Annotated in this window: 13 protein-coding genes; 11 read left to right on the top strand and 2 right to left on the bottom strand. The window is 52.4% G+C overall.

Going from position 1 to position 15908, the window contains the following annotated elements:
* Positions 1–59: 59 nt before the first annotated feature.
* The 11 genes from NR121_RS21780 to NR121_RS21730 all read left to right on the top strand — a co-directional run bounded on the left by NR121_RS21780 (position 60) and on the right by NR121_RS21730 (position 14486).
* On the top strand, positions 60–1124 hold the full coding sequence (locus NR121_RS21780; protein ID WP_054819008.1) for a CotH kinase family protein: 1065 nt from the start codon (positions 60–62) through the stop codon (positions 1122–1124).
* Between the two features lie 231 nt (positions 1125–1355).
* Positions 1356–3548, top strand: coding sequence for a RelA/SpoT family protein (locus NR121_RS21775; protein WP_062409223.1), 2193 nt, complete (start codon positions 1356–1358; stop codon positions 3546–3548).
* 40 nt (positions 3549–3588) lie between these two features.
* Positions 3589–4035, top strand: a complete 447-nt coding sequence (gene dtd, locus NR121_RS21770; RefSeq protein WP_062409222.1) for a D-aminoacyl-tRNA deacylase — start codon at positions 3589–3591, stop codon at positions 4033–4035.
* 107 nt (positions 4036–4142) lie between these two features.
* A complete protein-coding gene (locus NR121_RS21765; RefSeq protein WP_054819007.1) occupies positions 4143–4325 on the top strand; it encodes a hypothetical protein in 183 nt (60 codons plus the stop codon).
* A gap of 103 nt (positions 4326–4428) precedes the next feature.
* Complete coding sequence (locus tag NR121_RS21760; RefSeq protein ID WP_256831924.1) at positions 4429–5964, top strand: coproporphyrinogen III oxidase; 1536 nt, start codon at positions 4429–4431, stop codon at positions 5962–5964.
* Positions 5965–6083: 119 nt separating this feature from the next.
* Positions 6084–8042, top strand: coding sequence for an FAD-dependent oxidoreductase (locus tag NR121_RS21755; RefSeq protein WP_062409220.1), 1959 nt, complete (start codon positions 6084–6086; stop codon positions 8040–8042).
* A gap of 496 nt (positions 8043–8538) precedes the next feature.
* Positions 8539–9798: a histidine--tRNA ligase gene (gene hisS, locus NR121_RS21750; RefSeq protein WP_062409219.1), complete on the top strand. Its 1260-nt coding sequence runs from the start codon at positions 8539–8541 to the stop codon at positions 9796–9798.
* A gap of 44 nt (positions 9799–9842) precedes the next feature.
* The gene (gene aspS / locus NR121_RS21745) at positions 9843–11627 is read left to right on the top strand and encodes an aspartate--tRNA ligase (protein WP_062409218.1); all 1785 of its coding nucleotides are present in this window, start codon (positions 9843–9845) and stop codon (positions 11625–11627) included.
* Between the two features lie 31 nt (positions 11628–11658).
* Entirely contained in the window at positions 11659–12411 is a 753-nt protein-coding gene (locus tag NR121_RS21740) for a tRNA threonylcarbamoyladenosine dehydratase (protein WP_062409217.1), read from the top strand.
* A gap of 237 nt (positions 12412–12648) precedes the next feature.
* Positions 12649–13974 (top strand): replication-associated recombination protein A, encoded by a 1326-nt coding sequence (locus NR121_RS21735; RefSeq protein WP_256831929.1) that lies wholly within the window; start codon positions 12649–12651, stop codon positions 13972–13974.
* Between the two features lie 5 nt (positions 13975–13979).
* The gene (locus tag NR121_RS21730) at positions 13980–14486 is read left to right on the top strand and encodes a PCYCGC motif-containing (lipo)protein (RefSeq protein ID WP_074727180.1); all 507 of its coding nucleotides are present in this window, start codon (positions 13980–13982) and stop codon (positions 14484–14486) included.
* 158 nt (positions 14487–14644) lie between these two features.
* On the opposite strand, the gene NR121_RS21725 is transcribed toward NR121_RS21730, so the two are convergent.
* Together NR121_RS21725 and NR121_RS21720 are read right to left on the bottom strand one after the other, a co-directional pair.
* Entirely contained in the window at positions 14645–15076 is a 432-nt protein-coding gene (locus NR121_RS21725) for a VOC family protein (protein ID WP_256831922.1), read from the bottom strand.
* Between the two features lie 52 nt (positions 15077–15128).
* Positions 15129–15566: an SRPBCC family protein gene (locus NR121_RS21720; protein ID WP_054819006.1), complete on the bottom strand. Its 438-nt coding sequence runs from the start codon at positions 15564–15566 to the stop codon at positions 15129–15131.
* Positions 15567–15908 lie beyond the last annotated feature (342 nt).

Below are 15908 nucleotides of genomic sequence, written 5' to 3'. Positions count from 1 at the left end.
AAAGCCTATTCCTTACGAATAGGTTTTTTGTCTTTCCCAAGGAAAGGCGGAACTAAAGGATGGCTGGGGAATTGCCGGCAAAGCATATTGTGATCGGAAGTCAGCAGCTGAAGCAGCTGCAAAAGAATGTATGGAGCGACCGGTATGTTCAAGCGGTCATGACGGCGGGCGGGAACAAGGCGAACATACAAATCCGTTATCGGGGCGGACATACGCGGGAGTACCCGAAGCGTTCGTACGAGGTAATACGCGGAGGCAAAACGTATCATTACAACGCGGAATATGACGATCCCTCCCTGATTCGCAATGCGCTTTCTTTCCGGTTTTTCAATTGGATTGGTGTTCCGGGCCCGGCGACGAAGCACTGCTTGCTTTTTGTTAACGGGGTGTGCTTAGGCGTTTACCTCGAAATCGAGGGGGTGGACCGGTCGTTCTTTCGCAAGCGGGGAATCTCTGTTCAATCGCTCTTTTATGCGGTGAACGATCATGCGAATTTCGATCTGCTAAAGCCCGGATCGAAACGGAGGAAGGCGGAGCTGTTCTCGGGCTATCAGCAAATCATGGGCAACCCTGCGGACAGGCGGAAGCTGAAAAGGTTCATCCATCGGCTGAATACAACGAAAGGCGCCCATGAACTGAAGGCTTATCTGTATCGCAGAATCGATATCGATAATTATCTGCGATGGCTTGCCGGAGCTGTGCTGACGGGGAATTACGACGGATTCGAACAAAACTATGCGATATATCGTCATAGGGCTGCGCAAAAATACAGGATGATTCCATGGGATTATGAGGGAACATGGGGCCGCAACTGTTACGGAAAGCCTTGCGGCAGTGATTTGGTACGAATTACGGGCTATAATCGGCTGACACGCAAGCTGCTGCAATATGCTGAAGTACGCAGGAAATACAAACGGCTGTTGGTCAAGCTGCTGCAAACCGAGTTTACCGTATCCCGGATTCTTCCGGCTGCCGAATCCATGCATAACCAAATCAAGCCTTATATGAAATGGGAGCCGGTAAGGAAATGGCCTATTCATGTGTTTGACGGGGAAATGCAGTTCATTCGCAAATATATCGAAGAGCGTCGTACCCTGGTGACCGAGGCGATAAAAGAGCTTTGACCCAAACGGCAGACAGCGCACCGTCAGAAGACAGTGAGCTGTTTTTTTGTGCCCGAAAAAAAGCAGGATGCATGGCCTTCATTGCCATTGAAATCGCTTGCGTTTAAGAGAAAACGGCTAAGCTGGTTCTATTTGGCGCGCAAAATGTCGGTTTGTCCCGTATTTTCTTGACGGAGAGCCTATTCCAAGGGCATAATGGATTAAAATCAATTTAAGGGAATGGATGGACGGATGGGGATAGAGCAGCTTCTTGAGAAGGCATCCACATATTTAAAAGAGTATGATTTGAACCGGATACGCGAGGCTTACGAGTTTGCCGATCAGGCCCATTACGGGCAGGTGCGCAAATCCGGGGAGCCCTATATTTTGCATCCGCTCGCGGTGGCTGACATTCTCGTCAATATGCAGATGGATACGACTTCGGTGATTGCCGCACTGCTTCATGACGTGGTGGAGGATACGACCGTTTCTTTGGAAGTTGTACATGAGAAGTTCGGCGCGACATGTGCGATGATCGTTGACGGGCTGACCAAGCTGGAGAAGATCAAGTTCAAAAGCAAGGAAGAGCATCAGAATGAAAATTATCGCAAGATGTTCGTCGCCATGGCTCAGGATATTCGCGTCATCTTGATCAAGCTGGCGGACAGGCTGCATAACATGCGTACGCTGAAGCATCAGTCGGAGGAAGCGCAGCGGCGCATTGCCGACGAAACGCTGGAGATTTTTTGCCCGATCGCGCACCGGCTCGGCATATCGGCGATCAAGTGGGAGATGGAAGACATCGCACTGCGCTACTTGAATCCGCAGCAGTACTATCGGATCGTCAACCTGATGCAGAAGAAGAGGGCCGAACGGGAACAATATATCAATGACGTGATTTCCACGGTACGCGACAAACTGCATGAGATGGGGATCGATGGAGATATTTCCGGCCGGCCGAAGCACATCTACAGTATTTATAAAAAAATGACCGTAAAAAACAAGCAGTTCAACGAGATATACGATTTGCTTGCTCTGCGGATCATCGTGGACAATATTAAGGACTGTTATGCGACGCTAGGCATTATTCATACGCTCTGGAAGCCGATGCCGGGCCGGTTTAAAGACTATATCGCGATGCCGAAGCCGAACATGTACCAGTCGCTGCACACGACGGTCATTGGCCCCAAAGGCGAACCGTTGGAGGTGCAGATCCGTACATTCGAAATGCACCGTACGTCCGAATACGGGGTTGCGGCTCACTGGGCGTATAAGGAGGGTACAAACGTACCGTCGGGCAGCTATGAAGATAAGATGCATTTTATTCGTGAGATTATTGAGCTGCAAAACGAGACGCAGGATGCCCAGGAGTTTGTAGAATCGCTCAAAATGGACTTTTTCTCCGATTTGGTTTTCGTTTTCACGCCGAAAGGGGAAGTCATCGAGCTGCCCGCGGGATCCGTACCGCTGGATTTTGCTTACCGGATCCATACGGAGGTCGGCAACCGGACGATCGGTGCCAAGGTGAACGGAAGAATTGTGCCTCTGGATCATAAGCTTAAAACAGGCGACATTGTGGAAATTCTCACCTCCAAGCATTCGTACGGCCCGAGTCAGGATTGGGTAAAGCTGGCCCAATCGTCTCATGCGCGCTCGAAAATCCGCCAATGGTTTAAGAAGGAGCGGCGTGAGGAAAATGTCTTAAAGGGCCGGGAGATGATCGAACGCGAGCTGAAGCGGCTTGGTTTGGAGCCATCCGCGCTGATGAAAGACGATGAGATGCTGGAGGTTGCCCACAAATTCAACTTCCAGGAAGTAGAGGATATGCTGTCTGCTGTCGGCTTCGGCGGGATTACGGCGGCGCAAATCGTTACGCGCTTGACGGAGAAGATCCGCAAAGAGGCCCAGGAAGCGCAGCAGCAAGCGCTGCTCACCTCCGAAGTCAAGGAGATGAAAGCTCCTGCGGAGAAGGAGCGCAAAGGCCGTCCGACGAACGGAGTTCGGGTCAAGGGCGTGGACAACCTGCTTGTCCGTTTTGCCCGCTGCTGTAATCCGGTTCCGGGCGACAGGATTATCGGATATATTACCCGCGGCCGCGGGGTCTCCGTCCATAGGGATGACTGTACGAATATTCCTTCGCCCGAGTTCAGCGATGAAGGAAACCGCGTGATTGAGGTCGAGTGGGTGGAGGATGTCGAAGCCAACTATAACGTGGAGATTGAAATTACCGGCCATGACCGGCGCGGCTTGCTCAACGAAGTGCTGCAGGTCGTGTCCGAGAGCAAAACGACGATATCCGCCGTATCCGGGCGCTCGGACAAGAACAAGATGGTGATGATCCACATGACGATCCTGATCAAGAACATTGATCATTTGCATTCGGTTGTCGAGAAAATCAAGCGGATCAAGGATGTATACTCGGTTCAGCGCATTATGCAGGCTTGACCCGCGATCTACTACGATAGGAAACGGAGATTGTTGATACATGAGAGTCGTATTGCAGCGCAGCAAGAACGCCGCGGTAACCGTGGACGGCCAAACCGTGGGCAAGATTTCTCACGGGCTGGTGCTGCTCGTCGGAATTGCCGACGGCGATACCGAACAGGATGCCGCCTATATCGCGGAGAAAGTGGCCGGATTGCGTATTTTTGACGATCAGGCCGGCAGGATGAATCTTTCCGTGCTGGAGACGGGAGGGCAGGTGCTTTCGATTTCGCAATTTACCCTTTACGGGGACTGCCGCAAAGGACGCCGCCCGAATTTTATGGGAGCTGCGCGTCCCGAACACGCCGAGCCGCTGTACGACCGGTTTAACGATTTGCTGCGGGAGCGGGGGCTTCAGGTGGAAACGGGACGCTTTGGAGCGAGGATGGACGTATCGCTCGTGAATGACGGGCCGGTGACTTTGATTGTGGAAAGCAGGCAAGCCTAACCGCGCTTTGCCGGGCAGGAAGGATAAGTCCGTAAGGTTTTGGGGAAAATGGGGACATGGCGTAGTTGTTGCCGATTCGTATCTAAATAAGGAGCTGACTCCATACCATGTACCGATCTCCAAAAGAACAACGGATGTTATTGCCCGAGCTCCAATTGAGTTTGGGTTCTGGACGTACGGAAGAAGCGGCTGCGCTGCTGCCTTCCGGGCTTGCTGATGGCGAAGCGGGCTCAGCCTTTTCTTCCGTAAGCGAGCAGCTTAAGCGGACCATGCGCAAAACTTCCCGCTAACCCTTCGAAACCGCGGGCGTGTTCCAGAACTAAAGCAAACGAAAAAGGGCTCCGGATGGGGCTTTTGTTTTGTCAATATTTCATCATGGCAGGGGGATGATGGATGAAGATCGAATTTGAACGGATTGGCTTTGAAGGGCAGACGACGGAGATATTCCATATCTGTAAGCTGTTCTTTGATGAAGTCGAGGCGGTATACGAGCCTGCGTCCGATGCGCGGCTGCACATGCTCATCCAGGTGCAAGCGGATACGTCGGACGGGATGATGACGGCCTACGTGCGGATGGTCGACAGAATCGGCGGACAAACCTATGAAAACCGGCACAGCCGGGCAATAAAGTCCGGTGACGAAGGGGTTAAACGTTCCGTGAAGCGGGCCGTCGGCTATGGCCTCCTGAAAGTGCTTGGCGATTATACGGGGATGGAACAGGCCTGGGGGACGCTTACCGGCGTTAGACCTACCAAGCTGATGCACAACATGATGATGACCAAAAGCATCGAGAGCTGCAAGCAGATCCTGCGTGACGAATATTTGGTTTCGGAGGCTAAGGTGGAACTGCTTGCAGGCATTGCCGAACGTCAGCTTAGGGTGATTCCGGATTTGTTCCGTCTGGAACGCGAGGTGAGCATTTATATCGGCATCCCTTTTTGCCCGACCAAATGCGCTTACTGCACTTTTCCGGCTTATGACATCCGGGGCAGCAACGGATCTGTCGAAGCTTTTCTGGAGGGGCTGCACTATGAAATTCGCGAAATGGGACGCTGGATGCGCGAAGCCGGTGTTGCGATCACTACGATATATTGGGGCGGGGGCACTCCGACGAGCATTACCGCCGAGCAGATGGACGCGTTGTTCGTTGCGATGCATGAAGCGTTTCCCGCGATTGATAAAGTGCGTGAACTGACCGTCGAGGCGGGACGTCCCGATACGATTACCGAGGACAAGATCGAGGTGATGAAGCGCTGGAAGGTAAACCGGATCAGTATCAACCCGCAGAGCTTCACCCAGGCGACACTGGACACGATCGGGCGTCATCACACCGTGACAGAAACGATTGACACCTTCAAGCTGGCCCGTAAGCTCGGCATGAACAACATCAATATGGATCTGATTATCGGGCTGCCCAATGAAGGAATGAATGAGCTGCAGCGGACGTTGGATGAAACGGCGAAGCTGATGCCGGAGTCGCTTACGGTGCACACGCTGTCGTTCAAGCGCGCTTCCCGGATGACCAAGAACAAGGACGATTATGAGGTGGCCAAGCGAGACGAGATTACTGAAATGATCCGGGCTGCTTCGGAGTGGACGGAGCGTAACGGTTATAAGCCGTATTACATGTATCGGCAAAAAAATATTCTCGGCAACCAAGAGAATGTAGGTTATTCTTTGGAGGGCTTTGAAAGCTTGTACAATATTTTGATGATGGAAGAGCGGCAGACCATTATCGGGCTTGGCTGCGGAGCGGTAAGCAAGGTGTTGTTTCCCAAGGTAGCACACGAGGACGGCTTCGAGCAGCGTATCGAGCGTTTCCCAAATCCGAAAGAGCCGTCTGTCTATAATCAGGCCTATAAGGAATATATCGGCAAAAAAATTCGACTTTTGAATGAAGCTTACGATGTTGCGGTGAAAAAGATGTAATTTTTTGAAACCATTTGCGCCCGTTTACGTATAAACGCACTGTCTGTCCCCCTATGGCTGACTTCCGAGGCATAATTTGGAACTTACATTTTCTTTATTACATGATTAAGAGGTGTTGTATGGCGGTAAAAGCGAGAATTTCCAATGGCGGCAGCGCAAAAGGATATGTTTTGTTACTGGCGCTGATGGTGTTGATTGCGGCAGGAGCCAGCGGTTTGTATTGGTGGAAATCGGAAAGCACAAAGGCGTACGAAGGCCGTACAGGCGTACCCCAAAAGCTTACTGATGTGAAAACGGTGGAGGTTCCTAAAGACAGTTATGACGTCATTGTGGCCGGCACGGATCCTGAAGGTGTTGCAGCAGCGGTTTCCGCATCCCGCAACGGGTTGAAAACACTGCTTGTCGATGGGCACAACCGGGAAATTCTCGGTGGTTTGATGTCCCTGGGTTGGCTGAACAGCCTTGATATGAATTATGAGCCCGATAAAGGGGTGCTTCATAAAAGAGAGATTTTGAATAAAGGTATTTTCGCAGAGTGGTATGCCAAAATCGAAGGCGATTCTTTTGATGTGATTACGGCGGCAAACGCCTTCAATGAGCTTGTGGCCAATGAGAAGAACGTGGATGTGCTGCTCAAGGTGAAAGAGATGGAGCCGGTAGTCAGCGAGTCGGGATCGACGTCTACCGTCACAGGATTGAAGATCACCTTGGCTGACGGCACCGTCAAAACGGTTCAGACCAAGGCTCTGATCGATGCGACCCAGGATGCGGATATGGCCGCGGCAGCCGGCGTACCTTACACCACGGGCCGGGAGGATTTGGGCGATCAAAAGTCGCGCATGGCCGTTACGCTTGTGTTCCGTTTGAAAAATATCACGCCCGAGGTTTGGCAGAAGATGGCGCAGCGGCTGCAAAACGACAATGATCCCGGAACGGGCATCAACGAAATGAGCGCTTGGGGTTACAAGGATATGAAGGATTACCCGCCGATGAACAAGGAACGGGTCGCGATGCGCGGGCTCAATATCGGCAGGCAGAACGACGGTACGATGCTGATCAACGCATTGCAAATTTTTGGAATCGACGGCACGGATCCGAAATCGAAGGAAGAAGCGTTTCAACTTGGCAAGGAAGAGCTTCCGCATATCGTTGATTATATGAAAAAGAAGTATCCCGAGTTTGCCGGCATCGAGCTGGACGCGACTGCCCCTGAGCTGTATGTTCGTGAGACGAGGCATATTCAGGGAGAATACAGGCTGAGCATCATTGACGTGCTGGAGAACCGCGATCAATGGGACCGGATCGCCTTCGGCTCCTATCCGGTTGATATTCAGCGCATGTCGCCTGCGGATACCGGAGCTGTGGTAACCGTACCGCAGCAGTATGCCGTTCCTTTCCGCAGCATCGTTCCGCTCAAGGTGGACGGATTGCTGGTCGTCGGACGCTCGGCAAGCTTCGATACGCTTCCGCACGGTACGGCCCGCGTGATTCCTGTCGGGATGGCTACCGGTGAAGCAGCGGGAGCCGCAGTGAAGATTGCCAAAGAAAAGGGACTCACGTTCCGGCAAATGGCTGCGAATAAAGATGCGATCACGCTGCTGCAGGAAACGTTGAACAACCAAGGCATGGTGCTTCAGCCTTTCAGCATCAAGCCGCAGCCGTTCATGGAGCACAAAGCGTATGACGGACTGAAGGTTGCGGTTTCGCTGGGGCTTGCTACCGGCGGGTATGATAACAATTTTGCCCTGGACGACAAAAGCAACCAGCAGAGGGTGGCGAATATGCTGGAGGGTATGCGCAAATTCAAGCCGGAGACGCTGTCCGGCAGCCCTTCGGCTGCTTTAGGAAAAGACACGGATCCGAAAAATCTGCCGGTTTCCATCGAGCAAGCGGCATATATGGTTGCTCTGATGCTCAAGGTGGATGCCACCCGGGAAAACGCGGTTGAAGTTCTGCAAAGCAGAGGCTTCCTGAAGCCGGAAACGGTCGAGGCCATTGCGAATAAACAGGAGCTTACGAACGGTGACACTTACTTGATGATCAGGGATGTGTACAATGCCGTAAAGGATTTGAAATAACTTGTCGAATTCGTTCGATAAAGAGTTAGTTTTGGCTTGACTTTGGAAATCTTCATGATTAGAATATAACGTAGTCGATTGAGTCATATTCCATGATCCGTTGAAGGGACAAAGTACTTCGAATCTTGCATAGTCAGAGAGGGAAGCCGCGGCTGCAAGCTTCCTTATGCGAATCGGACGAACAGACCTCCCGGAGGACAAGCGGGGAACACCGGAATAAGAGCAGCGGAAAAACGTACCTTGGCTGCAGGAATCTTATTCGGACAGTAGCCGTTCTTGCGCAGGCGGGCGTTATCCGCTGCTGAAGTGTGAATGGAGCTTGTGGGCCAGGCTGCCGTAAGGCCATGCGCCGCAGGATTCGTTCAAATCGTGGGTGGCACCGCGGGAGATCAAACGGTTGGTGAATCTCTCGTCCCTGAATCAAATTCAGGGGCGGGAGTTTTTTATTATAGAAAGGCGTTTTCTTGTGGTCGATAAAGAAAGGAGCGGTCGATAGATGAGTATTCAAAAACCGAAAGGTACGCAAGATCTACTCCCCGGCGAGATCGAGAAATGGCAGTATATCGAGTCCAAGGCCAGAGAGCTGTGTCTGCGTTTCAATTACCGTGAAATCCGTACGCCGATTTTTGAGCATACCGAGCTGTTCAAGCGCGGGGTAGGGGAAACGACGGATATTGTCGAAAAAGAAATGTATACGTTTTTGGACAAGGGCGACCGCAGCATCTCGCTTCGTCCTGAAGGAACGGCCGGTGTCGTTCGCTCTTACGTCGAAAATAAGCTTTACGGCGAACCGGATATCAGCAAGCTGTATTATATCGGGCCGATGTTCCGGTATGAACAGCCGCAGGCGGGGCGCTACCGCCAGTTCCACCAGTTCGGCATCGAGGCATTCGGCTCTGTGGATCCCGGGCTGGATGCGGAGGTCATCGCGCTTGGGTTCACCTTTTACAAGGAACTGGGGCTCAAAGACGTGACCGTGGAGATCAACTCCGTCGGCAATCCTGCGGTGAGGGAGGTCTACCGCGAGCACGTGCAGAGATTTTTCGCTCCGGTGAAGGATCAGCTCTGCAAAGATTGCCAATCCCGTTACGACCGCAACCCTATGCGCATTCTCGATTGCAAAATCGATCAAAAGTACTGTGAAGGCGCTCCGACCATTCTGGAGCATCTGGATGAAGAATGTTCGGCGCATTTTCAGGCGGTGCAGGACCATCTCCAGGCGATGGATATCCCGTTCCGCATTAATCCGCGGCTTGTCAGAGGATTGGATTACTATACGCATACTGCCTTTGAATACAAAGCGGCGGGGATCGGCGCGATCGATACGATCGGAGGAGGAGGACGTTACAACGGTCTCGTGGGACAGATCGGGGGAAGCGACCAGCCTGGCGTGGGGTTGGGTCTCGGGATAGAGCGCATCCTGCTTGTGCTGCAGGCGCAGGGGATTGACATTCCGGCGGCGAAACCGCTGGATGTGTATGTCATCGGTCTGGGCGATGCGGCGGAGAAGGAGTGTGTCAAGCTTCTGCAAAGCTTGCGCCTTGCCGGTCTGGCGGCGGAGAAGGATTACCTCGGCCGCAAGATCAAGGCGAAGATGAAATCGGCCGACCGGTATCATGCGACCTATGTAGCCATTCTGGGAGACGACGAGCTTGCACGCGGTGAAATCACCGTGAAGACGATGGCTACCGGAGAACAGGAAACGCTGCCGCTTTCCAGCTTTGTTCAAACGCTGCAGAGCCGGATTCGATCATAGTTGCATCAGCTTATTTTTTATTAAACTTGGAGGTAGAAATCAACATGACCCAGATGTTAAAAACGCATCATTGCGGAACATTGAGCAAGGCAAACGTCGGAGAGACGGTCATTCTGAACGGTTGGGTGCAGCGCCGCCGCGATTTGGGCGGCGTGCTCTTCATCGACCTGCGCGACCGCAGCGGTATCGTGCAAATCGTGTTCAATCCTGCTTTTTCAGGAGATGCCTTGGCTGTGGCCGACCGTGTGCGCAACGAATATGTTTTGGCGGTTCGCGGGAAAGTCGTCGAGCGGGATGCAGAGACGGTGAATCCGAATATTCCGACAGGCGAGATCGAAGTGCAGATTACGGAGATCGAGATTATGAATGCGGCCAAAAATCCTCCGTTCTTCATCGAAGACGGCATCGAAATCGATGAATCGCTGCGTCTCAAATACCGTTATCTGGATCTGCGCCGTCCGGAAATGCAGCGCACCTTAATGCTCCGTTCCAAGGCGGCCAAGGTATTCCGCGACTTCCTTGACGAGAATGGGTTTATTGACGTCGAAACGCCGATATTGACGAAGAGCACGCCGGAAGGAGCGCGTGACTATCTTGTGCCAAGCCGCGTTCATCCGGGAGAATTTTTCGCGCTGCCGCAGTCGCCGCAAATTTTCAAGCAGCTGCTGATGGTCGGCGGCTTGGAACGTTATTATCAGATCGCACGCTGCTTCCGCGACGAAGACCTGCGCGCCGACCGCCAGCCGGAATTTACGCAGGTGGACATCGAGACGTCCTTCTTGTCGCAGGATCAACTGCTTGAACTGATGGAGCAGCTGATTGTAAGGCTGTTCCGCGAAACGGCCGGCGTGGAAATTCCCGCTCCGTTCCAGCGCATCAGCTATGCGGACGCGATCGGCAAGTACGGCTCCGACAAGCCCGATCTCCGTTTCGGACTTGAGTTGAAGGACGTGTCTGACATTGTTGCCGATTCGGGCGTTCAGGTCTTCGCGAGCGTCATCAAGAAGGGCGGCCAGGTGAAGGCGCTGAACGCTAAGGGATGCGCAACATGGAGCCGCAAGGAGATCGACGATCTGGGTGTGTTTGCGGCCCGCTACGGTGCCAAGGGCCTTGCCTGGATGACGTACAAGGAAGGCGAGCTGAAAGGGCCGATCGTTAAGTTTTTCAGCGAGCAGGAGCTTGAAGCCCTGAAGGAACGTCTGGAAGCCGAAGAAGGAGACCTGCTGCTGTTCTCCGCCGATACGAAGAAAGTAGTCGCGGATGTGCTGGGCAACCTGCGTCTCAAAATCGGACGCCAGCTTGGGCTGATCGACGACAGCCAGTTCAAATTCGCTTGGGTCGTTGATTTCCCTCTGCTCAGCTATGACGAAGAAGAGAAGCGCTATGTGGCCGAGCACCATCCGTTTACACGTCCGAAGGAAGAGGATCTGCACTATTTCGATACGGACCCGGGCCAAATTCGCGCTCAAGCCTATGACCTCGTGCTGAACGGCTACGAAGTGGGCGGCGGCTCCATGCGGATCTATCAAAGGGAAGTGCAGGAGAAAATGTTCGCGGCTCTGGGCTTTTCCAAAGAAGACGCTCAAGAAAAATTCGGCTTCCTGCTGGAGGCTTTCGAGTACGGCACACCGCCGCACGGGGGGATCGCCTTCGGTTTCGACCGCCTGGTTATGCTGATTGCCGGACGCAGCAACCTGCGTGAGACCATCGCATTCCCGAAAACAGCCAGCGCGACGGATCTGCTGACCGATGCGCCGGGAGCGGTGGACGACAAGCAATTGGAGCAGCTTTCGATACGATTGGCGTTAAAGCCGCCGACAAACAAATAAACGAATTGGAAAAGGAGTGTGAGCTTCCCTCATGCTGCACCAATTTTCCCGAACGGAGCTCGCTATCGGTCCGGAAGGGCTTGAGGTCATGAAGAACAGTACGGTAGCGGTACTGGGTATCGGAGGCGTCGGTTCGATCGCCGCCGAAGCGTTGGCCCGCACCGGCATTGGCCGGGTCGTGATGATCGACAAGGATGTCGTCGATATTACAAACATCAACCGCCAAATTCACGCGCTGATGTCGACCGTTGGCCAGCCGAAGGCGGAGCTGATGAGAGACCGTATTCTTCAGATCAATCCGGAATGCGATGCTGTCGCTCTGCGCATGTTTTACACAGAAGAAACATATGAGAAGTTATTTGAGTACCCGCTTGATTATGTGATTGACGCATCGGATACGATCAGCTATAAGATTCATTTGATCAAACAGTGCTTGCAGCGCAAGATTCCGATCATTTCCAGTATGGGCGCAGCCAACAAGATGGACCCGACCCGCTTTCAGGTGGCCGACATCTCCAAGACCTCCGTCGATCCGCTTGCCCGTGTCATCCGGCACAAGCTGCGCAAGGAAGGCATCAAGAAAGGTGTAAAGGTGGTTTTCTCTACGGAGGAGCCGGTGAAGCCGAGAGTGGACGTGACTCAAAAAATCGTTCCGGAGAATGCGCCGGATATCCGCAAAGCCAAGCAGCCTCCGGCCAGCAATTCCTTTGTGCCGCCCGTTGTCGGACTGATCATGGTGAGTGTCGTGGTGAAGGAACTGCTGGAGAAAGCCGGCATCAAGTAAAACATCGCTCGACTGAAAAAGCAACCTTGAGCCTAATAAACTCAGGGCTGCTTTTTTTGCAATATTTGGAATTCGATAAACAAGGCGGCATCGGTTTGCGCCGCTCGTCGCGGGCGTGACGGTCTGGCGGGTGTGCTCATGAGAGGGATTTTTGATATAATAAACAGCAAACGGTAAAGTTTGAATTTATCGATGCGATAAGGCAAATGAAGCTAAGAGGTTGTGTTGTGAATGGATATGGATTTGTTTACGATGGCGGCCGAACAAAATTCGTCCGGCAAGCTGCTTGCCGACCGGATGCGTCCGGTGACGTTAGAGGAATATATCGGACAGGAGCATATCGTAGGACCGGGCAAACTGCTCCGCCGAGCGATCGAGGCCGATCAAGTGACTTCCATTCTGCTCTACGGTCCGCCCGGGACGGGAAAAACGACACTTGCCCATATTATTTCCCGCCGTACCTCCGGCATCTTCGTCAAGCTGAACGCAGTGGATGCCAGTGTCAAAGATGTCCGTGAAGTGATCGATCAGGCCAAGCGTAATCGGTCATTGTACGGCAAAAAAACGATTCTGTTTTTGGACGAGGTGCACCGCTTTAATACCTCCCGCCAGGATGCTCTGCTGCCTGCGGTAGAACAAGGGATCATCATTTTCATCGGAGCAACGACGGAAAACCCGTTTCATCATGTGAACGGTGCGCTGCTGTCCCGTTCGACGCTGTTTCAATTGCAGCCGCTCACGCATGAGCATTCCCTTATTGCGATGAGGAGGGCGCTGTCCGACAAGGAGCGCGGACTCGGATATATGTCCATCGAAGCAGAGGAAGGGGCGCTGGAGCACCTGTCGAAGATGGCGGGCGGTGACATTCGGCGGGGGCTGAATGCCTTGGAGCTTGCTGCGCTGACGACGCCGCCTGATCAGGAGGGTAAGGTTCGAATTACGCTGGCGGTGGCGGAGGAGTCGATTCGCCGGCCTACCATTAAAGCGGACGAGTCTACGCAGTATGATGTGCTGTCGGCGTTTCACAAAAGCTTGCGGGGATCCAGCGACGCAGCGCTGTTCTGGTTTATGTATGCAGTGGAGAAGCTCGGGATGGACCCGATGACGTTTTTGCGGCGTCTCATCGTCATGTGCAGCGAGGATATCGGCCTTGCAAACCCCCAGGCCATGGTCCAGGCGGTGACGGCGATGGACGCCTACCATAAAATCGGGTGGCCGGAGTCGAAATATGTGATTGCCCAAGCCATCCTGTTTGCGGTAGAAAGTCCGAAATCCAATGCCATTCCCTTAGCGCTGTCCAAGGTAACGGAGGCTATGGAAAGGTTGAGGTCCGCTGAAGTACCGCTGCATTTGCGGGACACGCATTATCAAGGGGCGGAGCAGCTCGGACACAAAGGCTACCTGTACCCGCATGATTATCCGGGGCATTATGTGGAGCAGCAGTATTTGCCGGGTCCGATAAAACACGAGCGTTTTTATATAGCCACAGGTCAGGGAACGGAAGATAAAATCCGGCAAAACCAAGAAAAGCGCCGGTCCTCCAACTCCAAACGAAATGAGTGAATAACATGAAACGAAAACGGCTTATCGCAATGATCTTGATTTTATCCGCTGTTACCGTGGTTGTTTCGGCATGCGGGAGCAAGCCGGAGCAAGTCCAGACACCAAGCGGACACCAGGGGCATGAGCATACGGCAGTTGGCGATATTCAAGAAAAAACGGCTTCGGCCGATATTCTGCCCTCTTTTTTGGACAACCAGCAAGAAGAGATACGTCTCGTGTATCAAGCGGCGGGGAAAGCGACGGACATTCTCCAATGGATGCCCTGCTACTGCGGCTGCGGTGAGAGTGCGGGACACGTCAGCAACCTGAATTGCTTCATTCAAAAAGAAAATGAAGACGGCTCCGTCGTGTGGGATGATCACGGCACGAGATGCGGTGTCTGCCTGCAGATCGCCGTTCAGTCCATCAAGATGACTCAGGAGGGCAAGTCTCTGCCGGAAATCCGTAAAGCCATCGATCAGGCTTACATGAAAGGCTTTGCGAAACCGACCCCGACGCCGATGCCGATATAACCGCATAGAGTATGAATCGTCCGGCTAACATGTGAACTTAACTAGCTGTAAGCGGGTCTAGTTGCAGTAAAAAATTGCAGTGCCAAAATGAATCAAGCCTCCTGTCCATTCGCGAACAGGAGGCTTTGTTTGCTAGCGGAGCGGAAGTCTATGTGCTATTAATGCGGCTGCTCCATTGGGACATTCACTTGGAAAGTAACCCCGAATTTGTCCTTTATGATTCCGTACAAAGGGCTCCAATCCGTCTTCTGAAGGGACATGACGACTTGTCCACCGTCTTCCAAAGCGGCGAAGATTTCTCTCGCTCTTGCCTCTTCTCTGGGATGGATGGCAATCTGAACCGTATCGCCTGGCTGATAAGGCATGCCTGGGAACGTATCGGAGAACATGAGATCCGAGTCGCCGACTTTCAAGTGCGCATGCATAACGCGATCCTTCATGTCATCCGTCAACGGCTGATTCGGGTCTGCCGGCATATCTCCGAACGTCATGATGCCTATCACTTTCCCACCCAGCGCTTTCTCGTAAAAATGGACCGCTTCTTTCGTGTTGCCGTCAAAAATCAAATACGGGTTCAAACTGATTGACATTGTTTAACAGCCCCTTTGGAATAATTTAAACAACCAAACTCGCAAAAGTTTTTTAATCTTCTTTTTTTGCAGTTTCCACATATTTTTTGAAATTGTCTAAAATCGCCTGCCATCCGGCTTGTTGCATCTCGATGGCGTTGGTCTCTTCCGCCTCGAACAATTCGATGATTTGCGTGTCGTTGTCTTGGCGAATAAATGCGACCTTCACTTTCCTGCCGTCGGCGATCGTATAGGAGATGCTCTCGTTAATGCTCACCTCGTCGTATACTCCGCCGAAATCAAATCCAAAGCTGCCGTCTTTGGCTTCCATTCTTGAGACGAATTTACCGCCGACCTTTAGATCATTCTCGGCGTAAGGGGTGTGCCAGTCATCGGAAGCCTTATTCCATTGCATGATATGCTTCGGTTCCGTCCAATATTTCCATACGCTTTCGACGGGACAATGAACGATCGTTTCTACTGTTATCGTTACTGGATTACCTGTTCCCATAGTTTAACCTCCTTATGAACAATTTACTACACTTATATTAGCATGTAAGTGGCAGCTAGTTTTCTTTTCGATTGCTATTGTACACAGGTACATAAGTAGTACTGTCCCATAAAAAGATGTGTCACATCTATGAAGATCCAGTAAGAGGATTTACTGTCGGCCGGTTGTCATTTAATAAACTCCACTGCCGGACGTTTTTTTTGTTCCGGCACCAGCTCGTCCGATGGAATAAGCTATGGCGATTTTTCGTTCTAGTCTGACGGTGGATTGTATAGTGTATTAATGTATTTGTGAAATATGATTCTGGCGAAAGCCGTCGAGCGGTTTGAAGCAATTGTAAAT

It is taken from the genome of Paenibacillus sp. Pae15 (assembly GCF_024519685.1).
GTDB classification, from domain to species: domain Bacteria; phylum Bacillota; class Bacilli; order Paenibacillales; family NBRC-103111; genus Paenibacillus_G; species Paenibacillus_G naphthalenovorans.
Note: the sequence above shows the minus strand (reverse complement) of the source record. Positions and strands in the feature narration are given on the sequence as shown.

Coding starts and splice junctions, on each gene's coding strand:
- NR121_RS21730 (WP_074727180.1), top strand. CDS start 13,980: ATGAAACGAAAACGGCTTATCGCAATGATCTTGATTTTATCCGCTGTT.
- NR121_RS21760 (WP_256831924.1), top strand. CDS start 4,429: ATGAAGATCGAATTTGAACGGATTGGCTTTGAAGGGCAGACGACGGAG.
- NR121_RS21735 (WP_256831929.1), top strand. CDS start 12,649: ATGGATTTGTTTACGATGGCGGCCGAACAAAATTCGTCCGGCAAGCTG.
- aspS (WP_062409218.1), top strand. CDS start 9,843: ATGACCCAGATGTTAAAAACGCATCATTGCGGAACATTGAGCAAGGCA.
- dtd (WP_062409222.1), top strand. CDS start 3,589: ATGAGAGTCGTATTGCAGCGCAGCAAGAACGCCGCGGTAACCGTGGAC.
- NR121_RS21765 (WP_054819007.1), top strand. CDS start 4,143: ATGTACCGATCTCCAAAAGAACAACGGATGTTATTGCCCGAGCTCCAA.
- NR121_RS21755 (WP_062409220.1), top strand. CDS start 6,084: ATGGCGGTAAAAGCGAGAATTTCCAATGGCGGCAGCGCAAAAGGATAT.
- NR121_RS21725 (WP_256831922.1), bottom strand. CDS start 15,076: ATGTCAATCAGTTTGAACCCGTATTTGATTTTTGACGGCAACACGAAA.
- NR121_RS21720 (WP_054819006.1), bottom strand. CDS start 15,566: ATGGGAACAGGTAATCCAGTAACGATAACAGTAGAAACGATCGTTCAT.
- NR121_RS21775 (WP_062409223.1), top strand. CDS start 1,356: ATGGGGATAGAGCAGCTTCTTGAGAAGGCATCCACATATTTAAAAGAG.
- NR121_RS21780 (WP_054819008.1), top strand. CDS start 60: ATGGCTGGGGAATTGCCGGCAAAGCATATTGTGATCGGAAGTCAGCAG.
- NR121_RS21740 (WP_062409217.1), top strand. CDS start 11,659: ATGCTGCACCAATTTTCCCGAACGGAGCTCGCTATCGGTCCGGAAGGG.
- hisS (WP_062409219.1), top strand. CDS start 8,539: ATGAGTATTCAAAAACCGAAAGGTACGCAAGATCTACTCCCCGGCGAG.